Annotated in this window: 18 protein-coding genes; 4 read left to right on the top strand and 14 right to left on the bottom strand. The window is 29.3% G+C overall.

The annotated features are described in order from the left end of the window. Positions 1 to 22 precede the first annotated feature (22 nt). Both E4J94_RS07165 and E4J94_RS07160 read left to right on the top strand, forming a co-directional pair. Complete coding sequence (locus tag E4J94_RS07165) at positions 23 to 949, top strand: hypothetical protein (RefSeq protein WP_135835167.1); 927 nt, start codon at positions 23 to 25, stop codon at positions 947 to 949. A gap of 67 nt (positions 950 to 1,016) precedes the next feature. Then, positions 1,017 to 2,300 carry an MFS transporter gene (locus E4J94_RS07160; RefSeq protein ID WP_135835166.1) on the top strand — a complete coding sequence of 428 codons (1,284 nt, stop codon included), beginning with the start codon at positions 1,017 to 1,019 and terminating at the stop codon, positions 2,298 to 2,300. Positions 2,301 to 2,357: 57 nt separating this feature from the next. On the opposite strand, the gene E4J94_RS07155 is transcribed toward E4J94_RS07160, so the two are convergent. The 12 genes from E4J94_RS07155 to E4J94_RS07100 all read right to left on the bottom strand — a co-directional run bounded on the left by E4J94_RS07155 (position 2,358) and on the right by E4J94_RS07100 (position 16,547). Further along, positions 2,358 to 4,742: an outer membrane beta-barrel family protein gene (locus tag E4J94_RS07155; protein ID WP_135835165.1), complete on the bottom strand. Its 2,385-nt coding sequence runs from the start codon at positions 4,740 to 4,742 to the stop codon at positions 2,358 to 2,360. Between the two features lie 154 nt (positions 4,743 to 4,896). Further along, positions 4,897 to 6,369: an RNA polymerase factor sigma-54 gene (gene rpoN, locus E4J94_RS07150; RefSeq protein ID WP_135835164.1), complete on the bottom strand. Its 1,473-nt coding sequence runs from the start codon at positions 6,367 to 6,369 to the stop codon at positions 4,897 to 4,899. Positions 6,370 to 6,452: 83 nt separating this feature from the next. Then, the gene (asnS, locus tag E4J94_RS07145) at positions 6,453 to 7,901 is read right to left on the bottom strand and encodes an asparagine--tRNA ligase (protein ID WP_135835163.1); all 1,449 of its coding nucleotides are present in this window, start codon (positions 7,899 to 7,901) and stop codon (positions 6,453 to 6,455) included. 157 nt (positions 7,902 to 8,058) lie between these two features. After that, entirely contained in the window at positions 8,059 to 8,478 is a 420-nt protein-coding gene (locus tag E4J94_RS07140) for a hypothetical protein (RefSeq protein ID WP_135835162.1), read from the bottom strand. Positions 8,479 to 8,481: 3 nt separating this feature from the next. Next, positions 8,482 to 10,893: a DUF5686 family protein gene (locus E4J94_RS07135; RefSeq protein WP_135835161.1), complete on the bottom strand. Its 2,412-nt coding sequence runs from the start codon at positions 10,891 to 10,893 to the stop codon at positions 8,482 to 8,484. 76 nt (positions 10,894 to 10,969) lie between these two features. Further along, the gene (gene frr / locus E4J94_RS07130) at positions 10,970 to 11,524 is read right to left on the bottom strand and encodes a ribosome recycling factor (RefSeq protein WP_135835160.1); all 555 of its coding nucleotides are present in this window, start codon (positions 11,522 to 11,524) and stop codon (positions 10,970 to 10,972) included. An 8-nt stretch (positions 11,525 to 11,532) separates the two neighbouring features. Then, positions 11,533 to 12,243, bottom strand: coding sequence for a UMP kinase (gene pyrH, locus E4J94_RS07125; protein ID WP_135835159.1), 711 nt, complete (start codon positions 12,241 to 12,243; stop codon positions 11,533 to 11,535). 50 nt (positions 12,244 to 12,293) lie between these two features. Then, positions 12,294 to 13,061 (bottom strand): TatD family hydrolase, encoded by a 768-nt coding sequence (locus E4J94_RS07120; protein WP_135835158.1) that lies wholly within the window; start codon positions 13,059 to 13,061, stop codon positions 12,294 to 12,296. Further along, entirely contained in the window at positions 13,051 to 14,040 is a 990-nt protein-coding gene (locus E4J94_RS07115) for a GSCFA domain-containing protein (protein ID WP_135835157.1), read from the bottom strand. Before E4J94_RS07115 ends, E4J94_RS07120 begins: the two co-directional genes overlap by 11 nt. Before the next feature lie 2 nt (positions 14,041 to 14,042). Then, positions 14,043 to 15,014, bottom strand: coding sequence for a polyprenyl synthetase family protein (locus tag E4J94_RS07110; RefSeq protein WP_135835156.1), 972 nt, complete (start codon positions 15,012 to 15,014; stop codon positions 14,043 to 14,045). A gap of 39 nt (positions 15,015 to 15,053) precedes the next feature. Beyond that, the gene (locus E4J94_RS07105; protein ID WP_221411283.1) at positions 15,054 to 15,509 is read right to left on the bottom strand and encodes a hypothetical protein; all 456 of its coding nucleotides are present in this window, start codon (positions 15,507 to 15,509) and stop codon (positions 15,054 to 15,056) included. 39 nt (positions 15,510 to 15,548) lie between these two features. Beyond that, a complete protein-coding gene (locus E4J94_RS07100) occupies positions 15,549 to 16,547 on the bottom strand; it encodes an LLM class flavin-dependent oxidoreductase (RefSeq protein WP_135835154.1) in 999 nt (332 codons plus the stop codon). A gap of 437 nt (positions 16,548 to 16,984) precedes the next feature. On the opposite strand from E4J94_RS07100, the gene E4J94_RS07095 reads away from it, so the two are divergent. Next, positions 16,985 to 18,628 (top strand): tetratricopeptide repeat protein, encoded by a 1,644-nt coding sequence (locus tag E4J94_RS07095; RefSeq protein WP_135835153.1) that lies wholly within the window; start codon positions 16,985 to 16,987, stop codon positions 18,626 to 18,628. Between the two features lies 1 nt (position 18,629). Here E4J94_RS07095 and E4J94_RS07090 read toward each other — a convergent pair whose 3' ends face one another. Then, on the bottom strand, positions 18,630 to 20,441 hold the full coding sequence (locus E4J94_RS07090) for a chloride channel protein (RefSeq protein WP_135835152.1): 1,812 nt from the start codon (positions 20,439 to 20,441) through the stop codon (positions 18,630 to 18,632). A 383-nt stretch (positions 20,442 to 20,824) separates the two neighbouring features. On the opposite strand from E4J94_RS07090, the gene E4J94_RS07085 reads away from it, so the two are divergent. Then, positions 20,825 to 22,138, top strand: a complete 1,314-nt coding sequence (locus tag E4J94_RS07085) for a T9SS type A sorting domain-containing protein (RefSeq protein ID WP_135835151.1) — start codon at positions 20,825 to 20,827, stop codon at positions 22,136 to 22,138. Between the two features lie 42 nt (positions 22,139 to 22,180). Here E4J94_RS07085 and E4J94_RS07080 read toward each other — a convergent pair whose 3' ends face one another. Next, positions 22,181 to 22,651 carry a DUF1810 family protein gene (locus tag E4J94_RS07080; RefSeq protein ID WP_135835150.1) on the bottom strand — a complete coding sequence of 157 codons (471 nt, stop codon included), beginning with the start codon at positions 22,649 to 22,651 and terminating at the stop codon, positions 22,181 to 22,183.

The raw sequence follows: 22,651 nt of genomic DNA, 5'->3' as shown, positions 1-22,651 counted from the left end.
TGAATCATCCACTATAATGATTATGCGCTATTTATTTCTATTTTTTATCACCATTATTTCTTGTCATGGTCAAAATACAATTTTACCTAATGAAATTAATAATCCTATTACTGGATTGAATCAAATAAATAACACTCGTTTTTTTGTCTCAAATAATTCAGATTTCAATCAAAAAAATACCACTTTTCATTATAAAAAAGACAGTTTATCTGGAATTTATTTTAATGAATCTGTTGGTAATTTTTATAGAATTTCAAATTTTATAACTGAAACAAATGCGAAAAATAATATCAAAAGTTATTCTATAAAATTTAATCGATTAAATGGAATTTATTATTTAGAACACGAAAATGATACAGAACAAATTTCTATACATTTTGGAAATGATACAATTTTCAATTCAATTAAAGCTGTTTTCAATCAAAAAACTAAAGATAATGTTATTAATTTCATAAAATCAGCAAGTTTTGATATAAAACATAAAATAGATTATGGTAAAATATTTTCTTTTAAATTAAACAATTCGAATACTTCCTTTAAAGCAATTGAATACAATCCGAATGTTATTATTTATTCTACAGAAAAGTTAGTAACTGCTGAAAATCCTCTTTATATCGATAAAATTTATGTTTCAGAATTTTATAATAAAAATGTAGAAGGTATTGTAAAAAATTATTTGAATAACATTGACGAAAATATTTATCAATTGGAATTAAATGAGCAACCTGAAACTACTATTGATAACTTGCCTACAACTCGTTTTACTTTGACTGGTACAGCGACTTTAAGTCATCCTAATGGGCAAAATATATCTAAAAATGTTTCGATTGATTTTTACTTTATTGAAAAAGGCAAAAAAATCTATGTTATACGAACAGAAATATTTAACAATAATCAAAACGCTGTAAAAGACGTTGAAAAAATACTACAAACTATAAAATTTCAATAATTTGAAAAGATAACTTTAGTTTCTCTATTTTTTTCTTAAGTTTAACCAACATTACTATAAAAAATTTATGAATACAAAAGATAATCCCAAACTAATACGAGCTTGGATTTCTTACGATTGGGCAAATTCTGTTCATTCTTTAGTTATTGCCTCTGCTATTTTTCCAGTTTATTATACTTTAATGACCTATGATACGAACGATCAACCAATTAAATTTTTAGGATTATTACCAGAATCTGCCTTCAATTTTTCATTAGCAATTGCTTTCTTTTTTGTGATTGTTTTGTCTCCTGTTTTATCTTCAATTGCAGATTTAATCGGAAATAAAATCAAATTTCTTCGCTTTTTTTGTTACTTAGGATCGTTCTCATGTATCGGAATGTTTTTCTTCACATCGAGCGATTTAGTTTGGTTAGCTTTATTACTCAATATTACCGCAAGCATAGGTTTTTGGGGAAGTTTAGTTTTTTACAACGCCTATTTACCAGAAATTGTCTCAGATGAAAAAATGGACAAAGTTTCAGCGCAAGGTTATATGTTTGGTTACATTGGTTCTGTCATTTTATTGACAATTTGTTTGGCGATGATACAATTCGCTCCAGAAGAACAACAAGCAATGTTTACTCGAATAAGTTTCTTATTAACAGGAATTTGGTGGTTAGGATTTGGACAAATTGCATTAAGTAAATTACCAAATCACAAATATGATCGCGAAATTCCAAAAGATATCATAAAATCTAGTTTTAGAAATTTAAAACATACTTTCAAGGATCTGAATCAATACAAAAATATTCGTGTTTTTTTGGCTGGATTTTTCTTTTACAGTTTAGCTATGCAAACTATCTTTTTAATGGCAGCAATGTTTGGAAGTTCAGAAATAGGAATGGAATCTTCAGAATTGATTATGACTATTTTATTAATTCAAATCGAAGCTGTTTTAGGTGCTTGGTTTTTCTCTTTTCTATCAGGAAAAATCGGTAATAAGAAAACCTTATTAATAGGAATTTTTATTTGGATTATTACATGTATTATTGGTTATTTGATTAATAAAAATGATCCAAATGTAAAAACTCAGTTTTATGTAATGGCTGCAATGGTTGGTCTTGTAATGGGAGGTTTACAAGCTTTGTCGCGTTCTACTTACGCGAAATTATTACCAGAAACAAAAGATACTACAACCTATTTTAGTTTTTACGATGTCTTCGAAAAATTTGCGCTGTTTTTAGGTTTAGTAATTTATGGTTTATTGATAGAATATTCTGGTGGAATGAAAGCTTCTGCACTTGCAATGGGTGTTTCGTTCGCGATTAGCTTTGTGATTTTATTGTTCTATAAAATGGAAAAGAAGTAAAGTCATCTATTATAAAAAAATAACCTCCAATATTAATTAATATTGGAGGTTATTTTTTTATAATCTTCCTTTTTCTGAACTACTTTTTGATTGTTCTATTGTAAATGATTTTCCAAAATTGTATCGAATTCCAACACGATAAAAACGTACTGATTGTCCTGTGTAAACAAATCTTGTATCGTTACTATAACTTTGATCTTGCCAAGCTTTATCTTTGAAAACGTTATTTACATTAAACGAAACTTCAAACTTTTTATCCAAAAACAATGCTTTCAAACCTAAAGATGTCTTCCAATTTTCACGACCTCTTGACATCGCATCAATTGTTTTTGTTGAATAATTTGTAGTATGGTTAAATAATAATGTTTTAGATTTATTCAGTTCTAAATTATTTGTCAAACGAAATTCTCCATTAAATCCATCCAATGTATAATTATATTCTGGAATAATTCCTTTCGTTTTCTTGTAATACAAATCAATCGCCCCATTAACTTTCCACCATTTTACAGGTTTAAAGTTTATATTTTCACTAATCCCAAAACTTTCAGAATCAGCGTAATTATACGGAATCCAATTTTGTGTATTTTCGGTCGGATTTACAACTACAATTTGACTGATCTCATTAGTAGAATTTTGGTAATATAAAGTTGTAATTGATAAATCCTTATAAGCATATTCTAATTCATAATTATATGAATAAGAAGATTTTAAATCCGGGTTACCTTCAGCAAAGGAATAAGGTGAATAAATAGTACGAAAAGGATTCAGTTGCCCCATAAATGGCCGATTAATACGACGTCCTACATTCACACTTAACGAATGATTTTCTGCTGCTTTATACATTAAATAAGCTGTCGGAAATAATCCATCATATTTGTACGTATCATGTTGATTTTTTTGTGGAGAAAAACCTTTTGCATTTGTATTTTCGTATCTCAAACCAACTTTTGCAGACCATTTTTCTGATATATCTTTTTCGATACTTCCATAAAAAGCCAAAATATTTTCATCATAATAAAAACCATTACTAAGCTTCTTATCAAAAACAGGTGAGCCACTAGTTGTATCGTAAAATAAGTTATCACTATTATTTTTGGTCCAACTATAACGACTTCCATAATTTAACTTCCAAGTATTTATAGGATGTTCCATATCTATATTCAAACTATAATTATTTGCTATTTGGTCTGACAAACTTTTATTTCCTTGATATTCTGCTATATTTTCAACATCTTTTGAATCAAAAAATCTGTTTGAAGTAACGCTTGTATTGTTATTATTAAAATTGACCCAATCAAAATCAAACGTCAATTTCTTACCAATTGTGTCCATTTTATAAATCACATGATAATTCAATGTATTGTATTTCGTATTCCCTTTGCTCCCATTTCGATCATTCAGAATATAACTCAACAACTCGTTTTTATCCAAACTATTCATCGTTGTTATTGTACCTCCAGTCCCTTTACGGTTTCCTGCATATAAATCAACCGTAAAACCTGTTGTCAACTTATCTGATACTTTGTAATCTAAACCTAATTTTCCTCCAATACTTCCATTCTTCCCGCTATTTCTTTCTCTTTCAGTCCAAACTTCATTTGTTTTCGTGAAATAAATATCCGATTGACCAATTCCATCATATTCACCAAAACCTCCAAAAATATTCGAAACTAATGTCCATTTATTTTTTCGATAATTAAATGATGCGCTATTATTCCAATATGGTTTATTATAATGTTGAAATGACGACGACAAACTACCATTCCACGAATCTTTTTTTCCAGATTTCAACACAATATTCAGAATTCCACTATTTCCTATTGCTTGATATTTTGCAGGCGGATTAGTAATTACTTCAATTTTTTCAATATCATCTGCACGAAGCGTTTTAAGATAATTCGTCAATTGATCACCAGACATTTCTAACAAACGATCATCCACCATTACACGTAAAGTACTTTTACCAATAATCGATACCACATCATTATCAACCTTTACACGAGGAGCCAATTTCAACAAATCTAGAGCATCTCCACCTCTTGCTCCTTCTGCTAAATCAGCATTAAAAACAAGTCGATCAACTTTCTTTTCAATTAATTTTTTCTGACTTTTTACAACCGTTTCAGTTAATGTAATGTTTTCAGTTTTTGGAATAATAATAACGCCTAAATCTTGATTTTGTCCACACAAAATTGTTTGATTATGAAGCAAAATACCAGCTTCTTCTATTCGAAAAGTATAATTTCCTATGGCTAATTCAACAATAAAATTTCCTTTTTCATCTGTCGAAATTTCATCAATAATTTGATCATCTTTTATAATAATCACATCAGCTAAACTAACAGGCGTTTGATTCACATATTGTAAGCTACCTTTATATTGTTGCTGAGCAAAAATCGAAGTAGAAGCACATAGTAGAATCGGTATATATAATTTAGACATATTAGGTTATGTTTTTATAAAGACGTAAGAATTATAAAAAAGTTACAGATTTAATGAATATTAAAAAAATTATCTTGAATGACACCTATTTAATATAAAAACAAAAAAAGAGCTTTATAAAGCTCTTTTTTTGTTTGATAATATTTCTAAAAGTTTAGATTTCTTTTCTTAATCTCGCAACTGGAATATTTAGTTGTTCGCGATATTTTGCAATTGTACGACGAGCAATTGGATAACCTTTTTCTTTTAAAATTTCGGTTAATTTCTCGTCTGTCAAAGGTTTACGTTTGTCTTCATCTGCAATTACATCTTGCAAAATTCGTTTAATTTCGCGCGTCGAAACTTCTTCACCTTCATCATTTGTTAACGATTCTGAGAACAAATCCTTAATCAAAAATGTTCCGTAAGGCGTTGTGACATATTTAGAATTCGCTACACGAGAAACAGTAGAAATATCCATTCCAATTCTGTCTGAAATATCTTTCAAAATCATCGGTTTAATTTTCGTTTCATCTCCTGTTAAGAAATATTCTTTTTGAAATTTCATAATCGCTTCCATCGTGTACAAAAGCGTGTTACGACGTTGCTGAACCGCATCAATAAACCATTTCGCAGAATCTAACTTTTGTTTGACAAACATCACAGCTTCTTTCTGTTGATTCGATTTATTTTCGGTTTTTTTGTACGTATCTAACATTTCTGCAAACGCACTCGAAATTTTCAATTCTGGTACATTACGTCCATTTAACGATAATTCTAAATCGCCATCGTTGATATGAATTGTAAAATCTGGCGTTATTTGCTCTACAATTTTACTACTGCTGGAAAATGATTTTCCTGGTTTTGGATTCAAACGTTCAATCTCCGAAATTGCATCACGTAACTCATCATCATCCGCATCATATTTCGCCATCAATTTCGAATAATGCTTTTTCGTAAATGCATCAAACGATTCTGAAATTAATTTTTCAGCTAATTCTACTGCTTCCGTTTGGTTTTTATTTTCTAATTGAATCAATAAACATTCTTGCAAATCACGCGCACCTACTCCAACTGGATCCATTCGTTGAATATAATTAATCAACAAATTTTCTACTTCTTCTGGCGAAGTGTAAATGTTTTGTGAGAACGCCAAATCATCAACCAACGATTTAATATCACGACGCATATAACCATCATCGTCAATATTTCCTAAAATAAATTCTGCAATTTGAAATTGTTCCGAAGTTAATCGATATGTATATAATTGAGATGTTAAAAACTCGATAAAACTCTCTCCTTGTGCGTAAGGAACAGATTTATCTTCGTCATCATCACTATAATTATTCGTATATGTTTTATAATTTGGGATATCGTCATCACTCAAATAATCATCAATATTGATGTCACTTGTATCAATAACTTGTTCGTCGCCAAAATCATCACTCTGATTATCCCATTCTTCCTGCTCTCCTCCATAATCTTCATCATATTCAGAAGATTGATCATCCAAAGCAGGGTTTTCTTCCAACTCTTCCTTTACGCGTTGTTCAAAAGCAACCGTAGGAAGCTGAACTAACTTCATTAATTGGATTTGTTGTGGCGATAGTTTTTGTTGTAATTTTAAATTTAATTCCTGCTTTAACATATTTTGGGTTTTGGCTTATATAAAAAAACGGATTTAGCTTAAAGTTACAATATTTAAGCGTAAATCCGTAAAAAATATTTTAATTAAAATTCAGCGTTATTCGGTGTTCTTGGGAAAGGAATTACGTCGCGAATGTTCCCCATTCCTGTAACGAATAATACCAAACGCTCTAAACCTAAACCGAAACCTGAATGTGGCACAGAACCAAAACGTCTTGTGTCACGGTACCACCATAATTCTTCTTTATCGATTCCGAATTTTTCCATTTTTTCATCTAAAACTTCTAAACGTTCTTCACGCTCAGAACCTCCGATAATTTCTCCGATTCCAGGGAATAAAACGTCCATTGCACGAACTGTTTTTCCATCATCATTCATACGCATGTAAAATGCTTTGATTTCTGCAGGATAATCAAATAAAATAACTGGAGTTTTGAAGTGTTTCTCAACTAAATAACGTTCGTGTTCAGATTGTAAATCTGCTCCCCAACCTTCGATTGGATATTTGAATTTACCTTTTTTATTTGGTTTAGAATCTTTTAAGATATCAATTGCTTCAGTATAACTTAAACGAATGAATTTATTGTTTAAAACATATTCTAAACGCTCAATTAAACCTAATTCTGAACGCTCTGCTTCTGGTTTTTGCTTTTGTTCTTTGTCAAAACGTTCAGCTAAGAATTTCAAATCATCTTTACAAGTTTCCATTGCATAAGTAATAACAGATTTCATGAAATCTTCTGCCAAATCCATATTTTGATCTAAACGGAAAAACGCAACTTCAGGTTCAATCATCCAGAATTCAGCTAAGTGACGAGAAGTATTCGAGTTTTCCGCACGGAAAGTAGGTCCAAATGTGTAGATTTTTCCTAATCCCATTGCAGCAGTTTCTCCTTCTAATTGTCCAGAAACCGTTAAGTTAGTCGATTTACCAAAAAAGTCTTGTGTATAATCTATTTTTCCTTCTTCGTTTTTAGGTAAGTTTTCCATATCCAAGTTCGTGATATGAAACATCTCTCCTGCTCCTTCAGCATCAGATCCTGTAATAATCGGCGTGTTGATGTAAACGAATCCATTTTCGTTGAAATACTTGTGAATCCCGAACATTAACGCATTACGAACACGCATAGTTGCAGCAAAAACATTTGTTCTGAAACGTAAATGTGCTTGCTCACGCAAAATTTCTAAACTGTGTTGTTTTGGTTGTAAAATTGTTCCTTTTAAATCATCAGATGGTGCAGTACCTAAAATTTTGATTTCTTTCGCAACAATTTCAATATCTTGACCTGCTCCTTCACTTTCTACCACTTCACCTTTTATTTGCAAAGAAGCTGCTGTAGAAATTTGTTTTATAATTGATTCGTCAAAATTTTCAAAATCTACTACTACTTGAATATTATTAATTGTAGAACCGTCATTCAACGCGATGAAACGATTACTTCTGAACGATCTTACCCATCCATTTACAACTACTTCCTGTAGCAACAAATCCTTGCCTTTTTCTAATAAGGCTTTAATTCCGTACGATTGCATAATTTTTTAATTTATCCTTACAAATTTAGTTATTATTTAAAGTTATAAAAATTATAGGCATAATTTTTGCGAATATTTTTCAACCAACCTAAAAATCCTTTACAATTTCAATGAAATTGTAAAGGATTTTTGATTTTAGTTTATTTTTTGAAGTGATTTAATTAAACAAGTTTAGTAGGAATATAAGTGTAACCAATAATGTTGATAATATAATATACAAAGAATATTTATTAGTACTCTTTATTAACTTACCATTTTCATTAATTTCACTTAAGTTTTTATCTTTAATAGAAGCTTCAAACCTACTTTTCTCCATCATAGAGTATTCTATATAAATTAAAAAAATCAAATTACATATTGGAAACAAGATTGTATTTATACTCACATTTTCTTTAAACTTTGATAAAGTAAAAAAACCAACAATTAAAATATTATTAAAAGTAAATAGTTTATCATGAATTCTATCAAAATATTTTAAAATATCTCTCTTTCCATCATATTCAACTTTATCAAATGTTTCACTAATCTTTTTATGATCCTCTTCCATTTTATCAAAATCAAATTCTTTATTATCCATAACTTACAAGAAATTCAAATTAACGGTTAATTTTAAATAGAAATTATCTTTGAATTTTTCCTCTGAATAAGCACCTAAACGATAGAAAGCTCCAAGTCCGAATGTTTTGAAAATTAAATTATTTACTTCAATACCTGTTTCGTGATAGTAATGATTCAACGTTTTGAATTCTAAATTTTGATGATCTGCTTTATCTTTCATATCACCCAAAACACCTCGGTAAACAAATTGTGGTAAAATAATTTTGTTTCCAACTTTAACGCCAGCAAAAATGTGTTTCAATTGAAATGATACAAATCGATCCGAATAAAATTCACCTGGACGCATTGTTTCGAAATTCGTTAAACCTCCTACTCCAAAATTCAAAAAGTCATTTCGTTTTGCATTTCCTTGTCCTTCGAACAAATTCATCAATGGCATTTTTCCTTCAACCCAACCCGCATTTACATTGAAATTTGTTTTACCTACTCGCGTATCAAAAACATCAAAATAAGAAACATTGAAACGAAGTGGATCATAATCAGAATTAAAAACATCCCAATATTTTGTAAGCGTAGCATAGAAAACAGATTTTCCACTATTTACTGTCACTTTTCCATAAGGTGTTCTAATAAATTTATCTTTTGGTGCAAAACGAATCGCTAATTGCGTGTTGTATAAATCGTACCAATCAATATTATTTTGGAAAGAATAATCAAATTCTGCTTGTTGTTTTTCATAATTTGCGGAGATGTTAAATGTTACATTTTTAAAAATATCTTGTTCGTAGCCTAATGAATAACGCTTATATGAAAAATACTCGTGGTTATAAATATTACTAAATGCTCCACTCATTAAACGCGTGTAATTTGATTGTAATAAAATTGGTGTTTTACCTGAAGCAGAAACATCTTGCGAATATTTCGCAAAAATCCGTCCTGAGTAAGGTTTATTTACAAAATAATCTCCTCCAAAACCAAATTTAAACGACTCATCTTTAAAACCATAAGCCGAATAAGCATTCAATGAATATTTATCACTCCAATTTTCATTCGTATTAAAAGCAGCCCCAAGTCTAAAACCTTCATAATCATTAAAAGCTAAGATTTTTGTTAGATCTAAATCAACTTTACCTAACGATAATTTCCCACCTGAACTCATAATTCTCATGAGCTTCATTTGTCGTTCTAACTTATATTTATCTGCAATACTATCGATAGTTGTATATGTATTTCTTTCTTTGCTTGATAAAGATGAATCACGATAATTTTCCATTACATTATCCCATTTTTTCTCATCCATATTCTGAAAAGAAATCTCATCTTCATAACCTAAAAATTCATTGCGTTTGAAATGAGCTGGATTCTGAATATCCTTAAAAGTTGTTTCAAGATTAATCCAAATCTTTTCTTTTTTATCAATAAAATCGCTACCTGCTAATTTTTCTGTAATCTTAAAATTACCTGCTTCCATACGATATTTCTGCTGATTCGGAATCCAAGTTCCATTGTTCAATTTCCAATCAGCTTCTAATTCAGCAACATAATTTGTACTTGTATTTTCTCCTTCAAATTTGACTAAAGCAAATGTTTTATCATCAATCCAAAGTGTTCCTTTAATTTGACGTTTATCTGTTTTTATTGACGGAAAAAAACTAATTACGATTGTTTTTCTTCCATCTATAAAAATATCTTCTTTAAATCCATAACGATAATTAGAAAGCCCTTCTCTACTAACTGGATTTACAATTCCTTTGAAGAAAAAATTGATTTTATCTTGATCAAAATTAAAAGCAATTGGTTGCATTGCCAAATATTCATACAATGGTGAACGCATTCCTGAAATACGAGAAGATTGCACGATATTTTTTAGTCCAAAACGCTTCGATACTTTATGATCCATTGCACGTTCTCCTAAAAATAAATGGCTATTGTCTAACAATTTTTTCCATTGATTATTGACAGAATCTTTGTGACTTTGAGGTTGAATAATAAACGGAATTGAATCATTATTTACTGTACTCCAAAACTTTGTATACGATTTCAAGAAAATATTCCCTCCATTTTTAATCGTATTTCTGGATTGATTGCGAATTGCTTTGATAATTATATTTCTTCCAACAGAATCATTCGTTGTAAATGTAACCTCATCCAAACTAATGAAAGAAGGTTTCATCATAATTTCTATTAACTTTTTACCATTGGTTTGTATACTTTCTGTAAAATATCCATTTTTGAGTACGTCTATAAAATGAATTGAATCATTAATATCTAATTCACCCAATTCATCAGTTTCTCCAAGAAATTGTTTCGTATCACTATATACATTAGCTCCTGTTAAACGAAATTCGTCTTGAGCATCGAATACTCTTACTTTAATTTGAGCAAATGTGGCAATTGAAATACAGAAATTTAGCAGGAATATATAATTCTTCATCTTTTGAAATTGATTATGCAAATAAATAAAAAAAGCAGCGAAACGCTGCCTTAAAATATTTTTTTTTCAAGAAAGATTAAACTTTCATGATTTCAGCTTCTTTTTTTGTTAAAGCTTCTTCTAATTTCTTAGAAAACTTATCTGTTAGTCCTTGCACACGTGTCTCGTAATCTTTCACCATGTCTTCAGAAGCTTCTTTTACACCTTTCAATGCTTTGTTTGCATCTTGGCGCGCATTACGAAGAGAAATTTTTGCATGTTCCATATCCGCTTTTGCCATTTTCACCAACTCTTTACGACGTTCTTCTGTTACTGGAGGAATACTGATAATAATTGTATCTCCATTGTTAGAAGGTGCAAAGCCTAAATTAGCATTGATGATTGCTTTTTCGATTTCATGAATTAAATTTTTCTCATATGGTTGAATGCTCAATGTCATTGCATCTGGAGTATTTACATTTGCAATTTGAGTTAACGGAGATAAACTTCCGTAGTAATCAACACGAACTGAACTTAACATTGCAGGAGTAGCTTTACCTGCTCTTAATTTGTCGAATGCAACCTCTAAGTGACTTACAGTTCCCTGCATTTGCTCCTTAGCCGTTTCTAAAATAATATCTAATTCTTCCATTTCGGGATTTATTTATTTGTTACTAGAGTACCTACGTTATCTCCTAAAATTAATTTTTTCAAGTTACCATCTGTATTCATATCAAATACAATAATAGGTAAATTATTTTCTTCACTCAAAGTAAAAGCTGTCATATCCATTACTTTTAAGTTTTTATCGTAAACTTCTTGATAAGAAATTGTTTCGAATTTCTCTGCTGTTGGGTCTTTTTCTGGATCTGCAGTATAAATTCCGTCAACACGAGTTCCTTTCAAAATAACATCAGCTTGTGTTTCAATTGCTCTCAAAACTGCTGCTGTATCTGTTGTAAAATATGGATTTCCTGTTCCTGCACCAAAAATTACGACACGACCTTTTTCTAAATGACGCGTTGCTCTCCTTTTTATAAATGGTTCTGCGATTTGCTCCATACGAATAGCCGTTTGTAAACGCGTATTAACGCCAGCATCTTCCAAAGCTCCTTGCAATGCCATACTGTTAATCACAGTTGCTAACATTCCCATATAATCTCCTTGTACACGATCCATACCAGAAGCAACACCTTGTACACCTCTAAAAATATTACCACCTCCGATTACGATTGCTACTTCGCAACCAAGTTCTGCAACTCCTTTTATCTGTTGCGCATATTGTTTCAGCATATTTGGATCAATACCATATTGTAAATCTCCCATTAATGCTTCACCACTCAATTTAAGTAATATTCTTTTGTATTTCATCTTGTCAAAGGTTTTCTTTTGCAAATATAATTTTTCTAATCTGATTTATCCTAACGTTCGAAAATGTCAAACGCATTTTTTGTTGTAATTGCTGCAATTTCAGTTGGTGTTTGATGATAAATATCGACCAACTTATCGCAAACATGTGTCAAATAACTACTTTCATTTCGTTTTCCACGAAACGGAACTGGAGCTAAATAAGGTGAATCTGTTTCGAGAACGATATCTTTGATATCAAAATCACCTAAAAATTGATCTATTTTTCCATTTTTGAAGGTCACAACTCCACCAATTCCTAATTTTAAATTGAAATCAATTGCGCGTTGTGCATCTTCTTTTGTTCCAGAAAAGCAATGAAAAATTCCGAATAATTTTTCATCTTTTACTTCTTCTAATACTTCAAAAACTTCGTTGAATGCATCACGACAATGAATCACAATTGGTAAATTCTTTTCTTTTGCCCATTCAATTTGTATTTTGAAAGCATCTTGTTGCGTTTGTAAAAATTCCTTTTCCCAATACAAATCAATTCCGATTTCGCCAATCGCTTTAAATGGACGTTTATCAATCCATTCACGCACATGAGTCAATTCCTCTTCTATCGTATCTGGATGAACCGAACACGGATGTAAACCCATCATCGCAAACATCGAATCTTGATGTTGACATTCTAATGCCAACATTCTGTCCGTGTAACTTTTATCAATTGCTGGCAAATAAAATCGCTCTACTCCATTTTGCTTTGCTCGCGCAATTACTTCATCTATATCATTTTCAAATTGTTCCGAATATAGATGTGTATGTGTATCAATTAACATGTTTTATTTTTGATTTCAAAAGTTCTTTTTCAGCTGAAAAATCGAGTTGATTTCCTTTTTCTAATTCATTCATCAATGTAATCGTTTTTACTAAAAATTGTTGATGATTATCTGATTCTTCATTAAAAGGACGGTGTTTAATCGCTGAAATAACTTTGTTTATTTTTTGAATAATTGTTTGCGTTGATTTTTCGAAATAAGTTTCCGAAAATTTTTCCCAAATATAATCAACGGCTTGTTTTGTTGGATGAATCAAATCTTCTTTGAAAAAACGATAATCTCTCAAATCATCCAAAACTAATTCATATGATGGAAAATATTCAACTTGATTATTTTGAAGACTCAATTCATATAAAGCGTCTAACAATCTCGCTTTGCTTACATTATTTTCGATCATTCCATCTTTTGTATGACGAACTGGACTAACTGTTGTAATGATGTGAATTTTTGGATTAATTTTCTTCAAATCTGAAAAAATTAATTCCAATGATTTTAGATTTTCTTCTGTTGTTAATAATCTTTTTTCAAATTGTTTTGCGTCAACTTTATGACAATTTGCGACAATTTGATTAGATGTTTTCCATTCATAAATCCACGATGTTCCCAATGTAATCATCACAACATCACAAGAAAGAATATAATCATGAACTTGATCTAAAGTCGAATTTAATTCCTCTAAAACAGCTTCTTTCGTCAACGCATTAAACGACGAATGTACATCAAAACAGAAAAATTCTTCTCCATTTTGATGTACATCTGCTGTTGTAAAATATTTTTTTAGAATGCTTCTTTCAATTAAATTTTGAATAGAATGCGAATTAAAAATCACACCAAATGGATTAATTAATCCGTCAAACTTTAAATCGATCAAACGTTTTCCAATTTCATCTGAAAAACAAGAGCCTATCGTCAATATTTTGTGTTGATGATTGAGTTTAAAATCAGAAGATTGAATTTGAAAAGTCGTTCGAAATTGCATTTTTATCCTTGTCGATCAATTAAAACTTCGCTTAATTCTCTCAAATAAGATTTACGTTCTTCTGGAACATCAATTTGATCCAAATAGCTGTGCGCTTTATTTGTATACTCTCTAATTAATGTCGAAAGTTTACGGTTAACATTCAGTTTTCTGAATAATTTTTCTACCGCATATACTTTATCTATATTATCTGTATTTGAACTATACCAATATAATAATTCCTCTTTTTCTTCTTCGTTTGCCGCTTCTAAAGCAGAAATGTAAAGAATTGTTTTCTTATTCTCGAAAATATCCCCAGCATGTTTTTTACCTAAATGTTCAAGGCTACCAAAAACATCCAAATAATCATCTTTCAATTGATATGCGATTCCTAAATTCAAACCATATTGGTATAATTTCTCTGCATCTTCTTCCGAAGCATTTCCAATCATTGCTCCTAATTTCAAAGCACAGCCAAGTAAAACACTCGTTTTTAAAGAAATCATTTTGATGTAATCTTCATACGAAACATTCAATTTTGTTTCATAATTCACATCCAATTGTTGTCCTTCACAAACTTCTAAAGCAGTTTTAGAAAATAATTTTGTCGAACTTTTAAATAATTCTGGTTCTAAATCTTCTAAATATTGGTACGCTTTTACCAACATCGCATCACCTGAAAGAATCGCCGTATTTAATCCAAATTTTTCGTGAACTGTTGGTTTACTTCTTCTCAACGAAGCATTGTCCATAATATCGTCATGCATCAACGAAAAATTATGAAAAAACTCAATCGCTAACGAAGGTTTCAACGCTTTTTCAAGTTCTCCATCAAACAAATTAGTTCCCAATAAAGTCAAAATTGGACGAATTCTTTTCCCTCCAATATTCAAAATATAATCCATTGGCTCGTATAGCTCTTCTGGATTTTTAGAAAATGGATCTTTATCGATTGTTTCGGCAATTAATTCGTGAAATTTATCAAATGAGTACATAGTTTGATTTTTGTAAAAATTAAGTTTTGGCAAATATAACTAAGAATGATTGATTTTGGGCTGTTTTATTTTATTTTTGATGAAGCTCAAAAATTCATTTCCAACAATCAAATACAAAAGAATTTGCCCAATTATTGCAGCAATAAAAAATGGATGTCCTTTTTCCAAAACTATAACAGCACTTTGTACTAAAGGAATTGTCCAAAAATAAGTTGATACAATTATTAGAAGTAATGCATTAAGTCTAAAAATCCAGACTTTATTCATTTTATACGTTCCTAAATGAATAAATAAAGCACCTAAAAAAGTATAAGCTAAAACCTCGAAAAATTCGTTTAAAACAAACTGTTCTCTAAATAATTCAAAAATATCTTTATGACTTACAAATAGAAATACTTCTGGAACAACATAGCTCCAATGATTTGCAATAAAAAATAAAATAAGATTTAGCATCAAAACAATTGTCAATTGATCTTTAAATTGATCAACAAACATAGAATAATAATTGAGTTTTGAAATTTTTTTTGATTTCATCTAACGAAATAATTCACTAACAATTTGATAGGATTTTCGTTTTGCTTTTTGATCAAAAATATTTGAAGAAACCATAATTTCATCAATCTTAGATTCAAAAATAAATTCGTCAAAACTTTGAGACAATGCACCTTTGCTACCTATAAAAGATAAAGCTGTCATTCCTTTTAACATATATTTCTGTTCTGGAGAAGCTAATTCTAATTGTGTTTTCTCTGGAGAAACTATTGGCTGACGTTTATCTGTTATAATATTCAAGAAACCTTGGTACATAGACATCGATAAATAATGTGCTTCTTCGTCTGTATTCGCTGCAATTACATTGACACAAGCGATTGTATAAGGTTCCTCCAAAAACTCTGAAGGTTGAAATTGAGATCGATAAATCTCAACTGCATTATAAAACTGTTGCGGTGCAAAGTGTCCTGCAAACGCATAAGGTAAACCTAATTTTGCTGCCAAAAAAGCTGAATCTGTACTTGATCCCAAAATATAAAGTGGAACATTTGCTCCTTCTCCAGGAATTGCACGTACTTTACTTTCTTTATTTTCTGAACTAAAATATTGTTGTAAATTTTTGATTTCAGCTTCAAAATCATAATTCATAAAATTATCTCCTCGACGAAGAATTGAGGCTGTTAATTGATCTGTTCCTGGAGCGCGACCTAATCCTAAATCGATACGATTTGGATAAAGAGCTTCTAACGTTCCAAATTGTTCTGCAATTGATAATGTTGTATGATTAGGTAACATTATCCCTCCTGAACCTATTTTTATTTTTTTTGTAGCACCAGCTACATATCCAATTAATATAGAAGTTGCTGCACTTGCAACATTTTGCATATTATGATGTTCTGATAACCAGTAACGACTATATCCTAATTCGTCAACAAATTTTGCATTTTCTAACGTGTTTTTGAACGTTTGATTTAATGTTTCTCCTTCTCTAACATAAGCCAAATCTAACACTGAGTAATTTATTTTTTTCAATCGTTCCATTCAAAATAATTCTAAAACTAAATTACGAAGAATATAGTTCAAAAAAAATTCCTCTAAAGGTTATACCTCTAAAGGAACAAAAATTGGATAATTAGATTTATAATAAGTTTAGTTAATTGAGAGTGTAATCTTATTTACTTAATAGTTTGGTAATTAGTAATCCTCATTACTTATTCAAATTTAGAAAAAACGAAAATAAAATTTATTTTTTTAAAGGGGACATTTTGGGGGACAATCACTAAGAGACTAATAAACAAACACTTATTCACGTCTTAATTGTTTATAAAATACTTATTCATTTACTTTTTATAACTAATTTTTCAATTTATATTTGAAAAAAAAATATGCTAAAATCCTTTATTTTTTTTCTCTTTACTTTATTTATCTTATTTACCAATATATCATTTAGTTCAGCTAGAAAAAATGAAGATTTAGTTTTGTTAGAATACGTGATCAATCAAAACAAAGAGATTACAGATTCTATTCAATTACAAAATAATTTTAAAGGCTTACAAAGTAAATCAACTCCTTTAATTTCTGAAAATTTAAATATTATTTATAAAGTATATTTAGCAAAAATTTATGCTAATAATCTAGATAAACTTAATTCGAAAAGTGATATACTTTTTAAAAAAGCTAAAACTTCAGCTGAAAAAATAGATTTAGTTAATTTACAAATTTGGGTAAATACTCAATATGGATATTACTATTATTCCTTTAGTGATTACCAAAAGGCATTTCCTTTTTTTATGGAAGTTTCTAAGCTTCTCGAACAAACAGATAACGAATATATTTTTCAGAAAAGTGATATTTATAAGAAAAATGCTTTTTTCTTTATGAATGTTAGAGAATTCGATAAAAGCAAAAAATATCTACTGTTAGCCTTACAATATACAGATAAAAAGGATAAAGAATATGGTACAATCTTAAATGCAATTGGACATATTTATCTCGAAAAAAATGATTTAAAAAAGGCTAATGAATATTTTTATCTTACACAAAAGTATGCTTTACAAAACAATGATAAGATTAGATACGCAAAGGCGTTGGGCGATATTGCTGCTATTAATATTCATAACAAACAATACGAACTTGCTATTAGTAATTTAAAAAAAGACATTGAAATTTCCAAAGAAGAAAATAACTTAAAAAATTTAATGTATGCTGATATAAAACTGGGTGAATTATATTTAAGTTTAAATCAAATTGACAAAGCAGAAAAGTTATTAAATGAAGCAGAAAAAATTGCTTCAAGAAAAACACATCTTAATAGTTTCGAATATGATATCCAATCCATTTTACTTCAAATTGCTATTAAAAAAAATAATAGTAGTGAAGAATTAAAAATAAGAAGAAGGTTAAGCGGATTAGAGATTGATTTAAAGAAAGCTGATGGAGAAAATGTTATAAATGAAATAAATTGGAGTATTCAGAAAGATAATTTCAATTATAAATATAAAGCAGAAAAAGAAATAAGAGAAAAAACAACTTTATTAAAGAATACATTCATTCTTATTGCTGGTTTATTATTTATCTTAATTTTATTTGTAGTTATTTCTTTTAAACGCAAAATTAAAATTCAAAATTCTATTTATGAAAATAAAGTTTTGAAACTTCAAAATCAGAAATTAAAATCAGAAAATCGTCTAAACGAAGCAAAAAAAACTTTAGATTCTTATAAAACTTATTTATCTGATAAAAATAAACAAATCGAAGTCTTAAATAAAGAGATCAATAATATTTCATACTCTAGTTTCTCAAAAATGGAGGAACAACATGGAAAGTTAACTCATTTATTAAATTCACATTTAATGACAGATGAAAACTGGAACAATTTTAAAAACATTTTTGAATATGAACAGAAAGAATTTGTTAAATATTTAAATCAAAATTTTCTAAAACTTACTGAATCAAATTTACGAATTATTTACCTTTTAAAATTAGGACTAAATAACATAGAAATTGCTCACTTATTAGGTATAACTCCCGACTCTGTAAAGAAAGCTAAACAACGATTAAAAAAGAAATATGATAATTATGATCTTATTTTGCAAGATAATTCGAATAACAATGACAAATAAGTTATTCTATTCGTAATTTATTTAAGTTGCTTCGATAGTTTTCTAGCAATAAACTTTCTGTCACATAACCTTCGTATTTACCTTTTTTAGTTAACAAAATATAATCTATTTTTTTATTCTCCATCATCTTCATCACATTCGCAGCATTTGTAAAAATAGATGTAGAAGTAGCTTCGGTTATACATTCTAAAAAACTCTTATTCTTTATTTCTTCATTAAAAATAAATGATCGAATGTTATCTAAAACAATAATACCATAAATTGATTGATCTTCATTTAAAACAGGAATAAAATCTTGGGTTGTAGTTGAAAAAATTGTTTTAATATCTTCTATAGAATCAAAAACGGTTAATGTTTTAATATTTTTAATATAAATAGAAAACAAATCTATTTTATTAAATAAATTTCGGTCTTTATCTGATGTAAATACAATTCCTTTATCTGCTATAGCATAAATATCCATTGAATATTTATCATAGCGTTTTGATATCGCAAAACTAATTGATGAAACAATCATCAAAGGAATCATTAAACCATAACCTCCTGTGATTTCTGCAATTAAGAAAATTGCTGTTAAAGGTGCATGAAATAATCCGCTCAAAACAGCTGCCATTCCGACTACTGTAAAATTTCCTACAGGAACATCTTTGAAACCAATTAAATTGAAAAACTTAGCAACAACAAAACCCAAGTAAGAACCTACGAATAGGGAAGGCGCGAAATTTCCTCCATTTCCTCCACTTCCTAAAGTTAAACCTGTCGCAATAGATTTTATTAAAATCGTCACAAAAACAAAACCTAAAACAATCCATTGATTTGTTCTAAAATTTTCTAATAAAGAATTATTTAAAATAAATCCTGCTTCATCGTTTGCTAAAAACTTAATACTTTCATATCCTTCTCCAAATAAGGTTGGGAAAAAGAATATTAAAATTGCTAAACTTCCTGCTCCTACTATTGCTCTCCAATAGACATTATCAGAATAAGTACCTATAAGGTGTTCCACTTTTCTAAATAATCTTGCATGATAAACAGAGACAAATCCAGCTAAAACACCTAAAATAACATAAAAAATAACATTATGGTAATCAAATCCTAAAGCATATCGAAATGAAAGTAACATATTACTTTTTAGTGTCAAATTTGCTATTAAAGCTCCTGTAGCTGAAGATAATAATAATGGAATAAAAGCAGTTACACTCATATCTGCTAATACAATTTCTATTGCAAATAAAACTCCTGCGATAGGAGCATTAAAAGCTGCTGCTATTCCTGCCGCAACACCACACGCTAATAGAAGTGTTCGCTCTTTATACTTAAACCTATAATATTGTGCATAATTTGATCCAAATGCTGCCCCCGTAATTGTTATTGGAGATTCTAATCCAGCAGAACCTCCCATACCTACAGTTAAAGAGCTTGTTAAAATTTGAGCATACATCTGTTTTTTAGGCATTATTCCAGACTTTTTTGCTACTGCAATCATAATCTGTGAAGTCCCTTTTTCTATAGAACCATCAAGAAATTTCTGCACTACAAAAACAGTCAATAAAATACCTATTATAGGCAGTATACTATTTATATATGGAAGTTTAACCAAGTTATTAATATATACAGTAAACTGAAACACACTATGAGCGAAACTTTTCAAAACGATTACAGCTAATGCAGAAGAAATCGCTACTAATATACATGAAAGGTATAAAAATTGTCTTTCTGTTAAAACAAGTTTTAAGAGATTCAATAAATTTTGAAAAAAATTAACTGATTTTTTTATGTATTTAAAAAACTTTTGTTTTGTGGAAAGCTGCATGGTTCAAAAATAGTATTCCTTTTATTTATACCCTAATTATACTGCACGAAATACACAAAAAGTAAACCAATAATTAAATAAAGTATAATTTAATTTTTAAATTAAGATATATAACTTAAAACGAACAAGAAAATAGCTGTTTTATTTTTAATATTTATTTCAGAAAAATTGAATATTTAATAAAAATGAAACCGTAATTATGATTTTTAAAATCAATACTGTGATAATTACTTTACTTAATTCAAAGAAATTCCTCAAAATCAATTAAATAACACCAACGGATATAATATTGATTTTCTATACACTAAATTTTAAAAAATCAGAAAACAATACACTCTGTTTCTAAAAACATTTTTTCTAAAGCTAATCAACATAATTTTAGAATGAAATTAATTAACACATTTTTGATTATGAAAAAAGTTTACTTAAAACTTAAAAACTTAGTAGCTATAACAATGTTATTTGTTGGAGCAAATCTTGTTGATGCACAGGTTTATGTTATTGGAGCGGGAGAAACAGCTTATAGTGTTTCAGATGATGGTAAAGTAGTAACATTAAATACTGTCGACAATAATTACTATTGGACTCAAGAGAATGGAATTCAATTGTTGGGGGAATTAGCAGCTGACACAGCTAATTCTGGACATCCATTAGTAACATCAGATGGAAAAAAAATAGCTGTTATGGTTATGAATCCTACTAGTGGAGCTAATGAAATGTCTATTTTTAACCTTGAAACAAAGGCATGGAAATATTTAGGAGGATTAGGTGGAGTTTCTGAAAATGAATCAAGTTCTGTTTGGGGAATGAGTGCTGATGGAAAATATATTTCAGGATTAGGAGCAACAAAAGATGGAAGTTTTCATGGTATTGTATGGAGCGAAAATACAGGATTTGTGGATTTAAAAACTGATGGAGAATATTATTCTAGAGCAAATGGAATAAGCAACGATGGACGAACTGTTGTTGGATGGCATGATACAGATTTCGATCGTTGGGGTGTATACTGGGAAGATGGTGTAAGACATCAAGTTTTGGATCAGAATGGAAATGAAGTTCTTGAATTAGGAGGTATTTCTGGTGATGGAAAATGGATGATTGGAGCTACAGGTGACGATATAGCTATGCGCTACAGCAAAGAAACTGGTGTTCAAAAAATAGAACATCCTAACCAAGGATTTTACTTTAACGGAGCTTCTACTGCAATAAATAGCGACGGAAGTGTAATAATAGGTTATTATAGACCTTGGCCTGGTCCTGCAGCGATGGGAGAAGGTTTTATTTGGACAGAAAAAACTGGACGAATTGAATTAAATGAATATGTAAAATCACTAGGTTATGATGATTTAGGAATTACTTTTGCACTACCATTAGGCCTTTCAAAAGATGGTTCTAAAATTGTAGGCTTAGGAAAAACTAATTCAGGGGTAGTTTCATTTTTAGTATCATTACCAAAATTAGGAACTTCTGATATAAATTCAGTAAAATTTGAAGTTTATCCCAATCCAACAACAGACTTTATTAATATCGAAACTAAAGGTACTGTCTCTAACTCTATCCTATATAATATGCAAGGACAAAAAATATTAAACTCTAATCAAAATCAGATTGATATTTCAGTTTTACCAAAAGGAACTTACATCTTAAAAACTACAATTGATGGAAAAGATGTAACTAAAAAAATAATTAAAAAATAATTAATTATAGGCATAAAAAAATCTCGCAATTGCGAGATTTTTTTATTTATTCATTTGTTTCAATATACTTAATGTTTTTTTATCGACTTGATCTGCATAAAAAAACTTCAAAACATCTTTAATAATTTTTTCTTTCGGAACTATAAAATTGAATAATGTCAAACTTGATTTCAGTTTCATTGCATCATTTTTTCCGAAAATTAATTGCGGAATTACGCCTTTATGTTGCATTAATAATACAGATAAAACTTCTAAATAATTTCCCCAAAGCTCTTCATCTTTCACAAAAGCTCTCGCCTCTTCTTTTGAAGAAATCGAAAACTCTAATGACGAATCACTCGAACCTAATCCAACTAATTGAGGAAACATAAAAACAATCCAATTCGTTTGCTTTTTTCCTGCATGAACTTCCATCAAAATTTCATCATACACAAAACTTTGCGCATCATGAAATCGTTTCAAATTAAATTTATCGTGAGGATCTTTTTGTTTCAGTAAATCTCCTATTTTCAT

It is taken from the genome of Empedobacter tilapiae, assembly GCF_004785645.1.
Classification (GTDB): domain Bacteria; phylum Bacteroidota; class Bacteroidia; order Flavobacteriales; family Weeksellaceae; genus Empedobacter; species Empedobacter tilapiae.
This window is presented reverse-complemented; position numbering and strand designations above follow the sequence as displayed.

Bases quoted from the DNA above. Each gene is read 5' to 3' on its own strand.
- E4J94_RS07085 (WP_135835151.1), top strand. From the start codon at position 20,825: ATGAAATTAATTAACACATTTTTGATTATGAAAAAAGTTTACTTAAAA.
- frr (WP_135835160.1), bottom strand. From the start codon at position 11,524: ATGGAAGAATTAGATATTATTTTAGAAACGGCTAAGGAGCAAATGCAG.
- E4J94_RS07110 (WP_135835156.1), bottom strand. From the start codon at position 15,014: ATGTACTCATTTGATAAATTTCACGAATTAATTGCCGAAACAATCGAT.
- E4J94_RS07155 (WP_135835165.1), bottom strand. From the start codon at position 4,742: ATGTCTAAATTATATATACCGATTCTACTATGTGCTTCTACTTCGATT.
- E4J94_RS07090 (WP_135835152.1), bottom strand. From the start codon at position 20,441: ATGCAGCTTTCCACAAAACAAAAGTTTTTTAAATACATAAAAAAATCA.
- asnS (WP_135835163.1), bottom strand. From the start codon at position 7,901: ATGCAATCGTACGGAATTAAAGCCTTATTAGAAAAAGGCAAGGATTTG.
- E4J94_RS07105 (WP_221411283.1), bottom strand. From the start codon at position 15,509: ATGTTTGTTGATCAATTTAAAGATCAATTGACAATTGTTTTGATGCTA.
- E4J94_RS07115 (WP_135835157.1), bottom strand. From the start codon at position 14,040: ATGCAATTTCGAACGACTTTTCAAATTCAATCTTCTGATTTTAAACTC.
- rpoN (WP_135835164.1), bottom strand. From the start codon at position 6,369: ATGTTAAAGCAGGAATTAAATTTAAAATTACAACAAAAACTATCGCCA.
- pyrH (WP_135835159.1), bottom strand. From the start codon at position 12,243: ATGAAATACAAAAGAATATTACTTAAATTGAGTGGTGAAGCATTAATG.
- E4J94_RS07135 (WP_135835161.1), bottom strand. From the start codon at position 10,893: ATGAAGAATTATATATTCCTGCTAAATTTCTGTATTTCAATTGCCACA.
- E4J94_RS07165 (WP_135835167.1), top strand. From the start codon at position 23: ATGCGCTATTTATTTCTATTTTTTATCACCATTATTTCTTGTCATGGT.
- E4J94_RS07080 (WP_135835150.1), bottom strand. From the start codon at position 22,651: ATGAAAATAGGAGATTTACTGAAACAAAAAGATCCTCACGATAAATTT.
- E4J94_RS07120 (WP_135835158.1), bottom strand. From the start codon at position 13,061: ATGTTAATTGATACACATACACATCTATATTCGGAACAATTTGAAAAT.
- E4J94_RS07140 (WP_135835162.1), bottom strand. From the start codon at position 8,478: ATGGATAATAAAGAATTTGATTTTGATAAAATGGAAGAGGATCATAAA.
- E4J94_RS07160 (WP_135835166.1), top strand. From the start codon at position 1,017: ATGAATACAAAAGATAATCCCAAACTAATACGAGCTTGGATTTCTTAC.
- E4J94_RS07100 (WP_135835154.1), bottom strand. From the start codon at position 16,547: ATGGAACGATTGAAAAAAATAAATTACTCAGTGTTAGATTTGGCTTAT.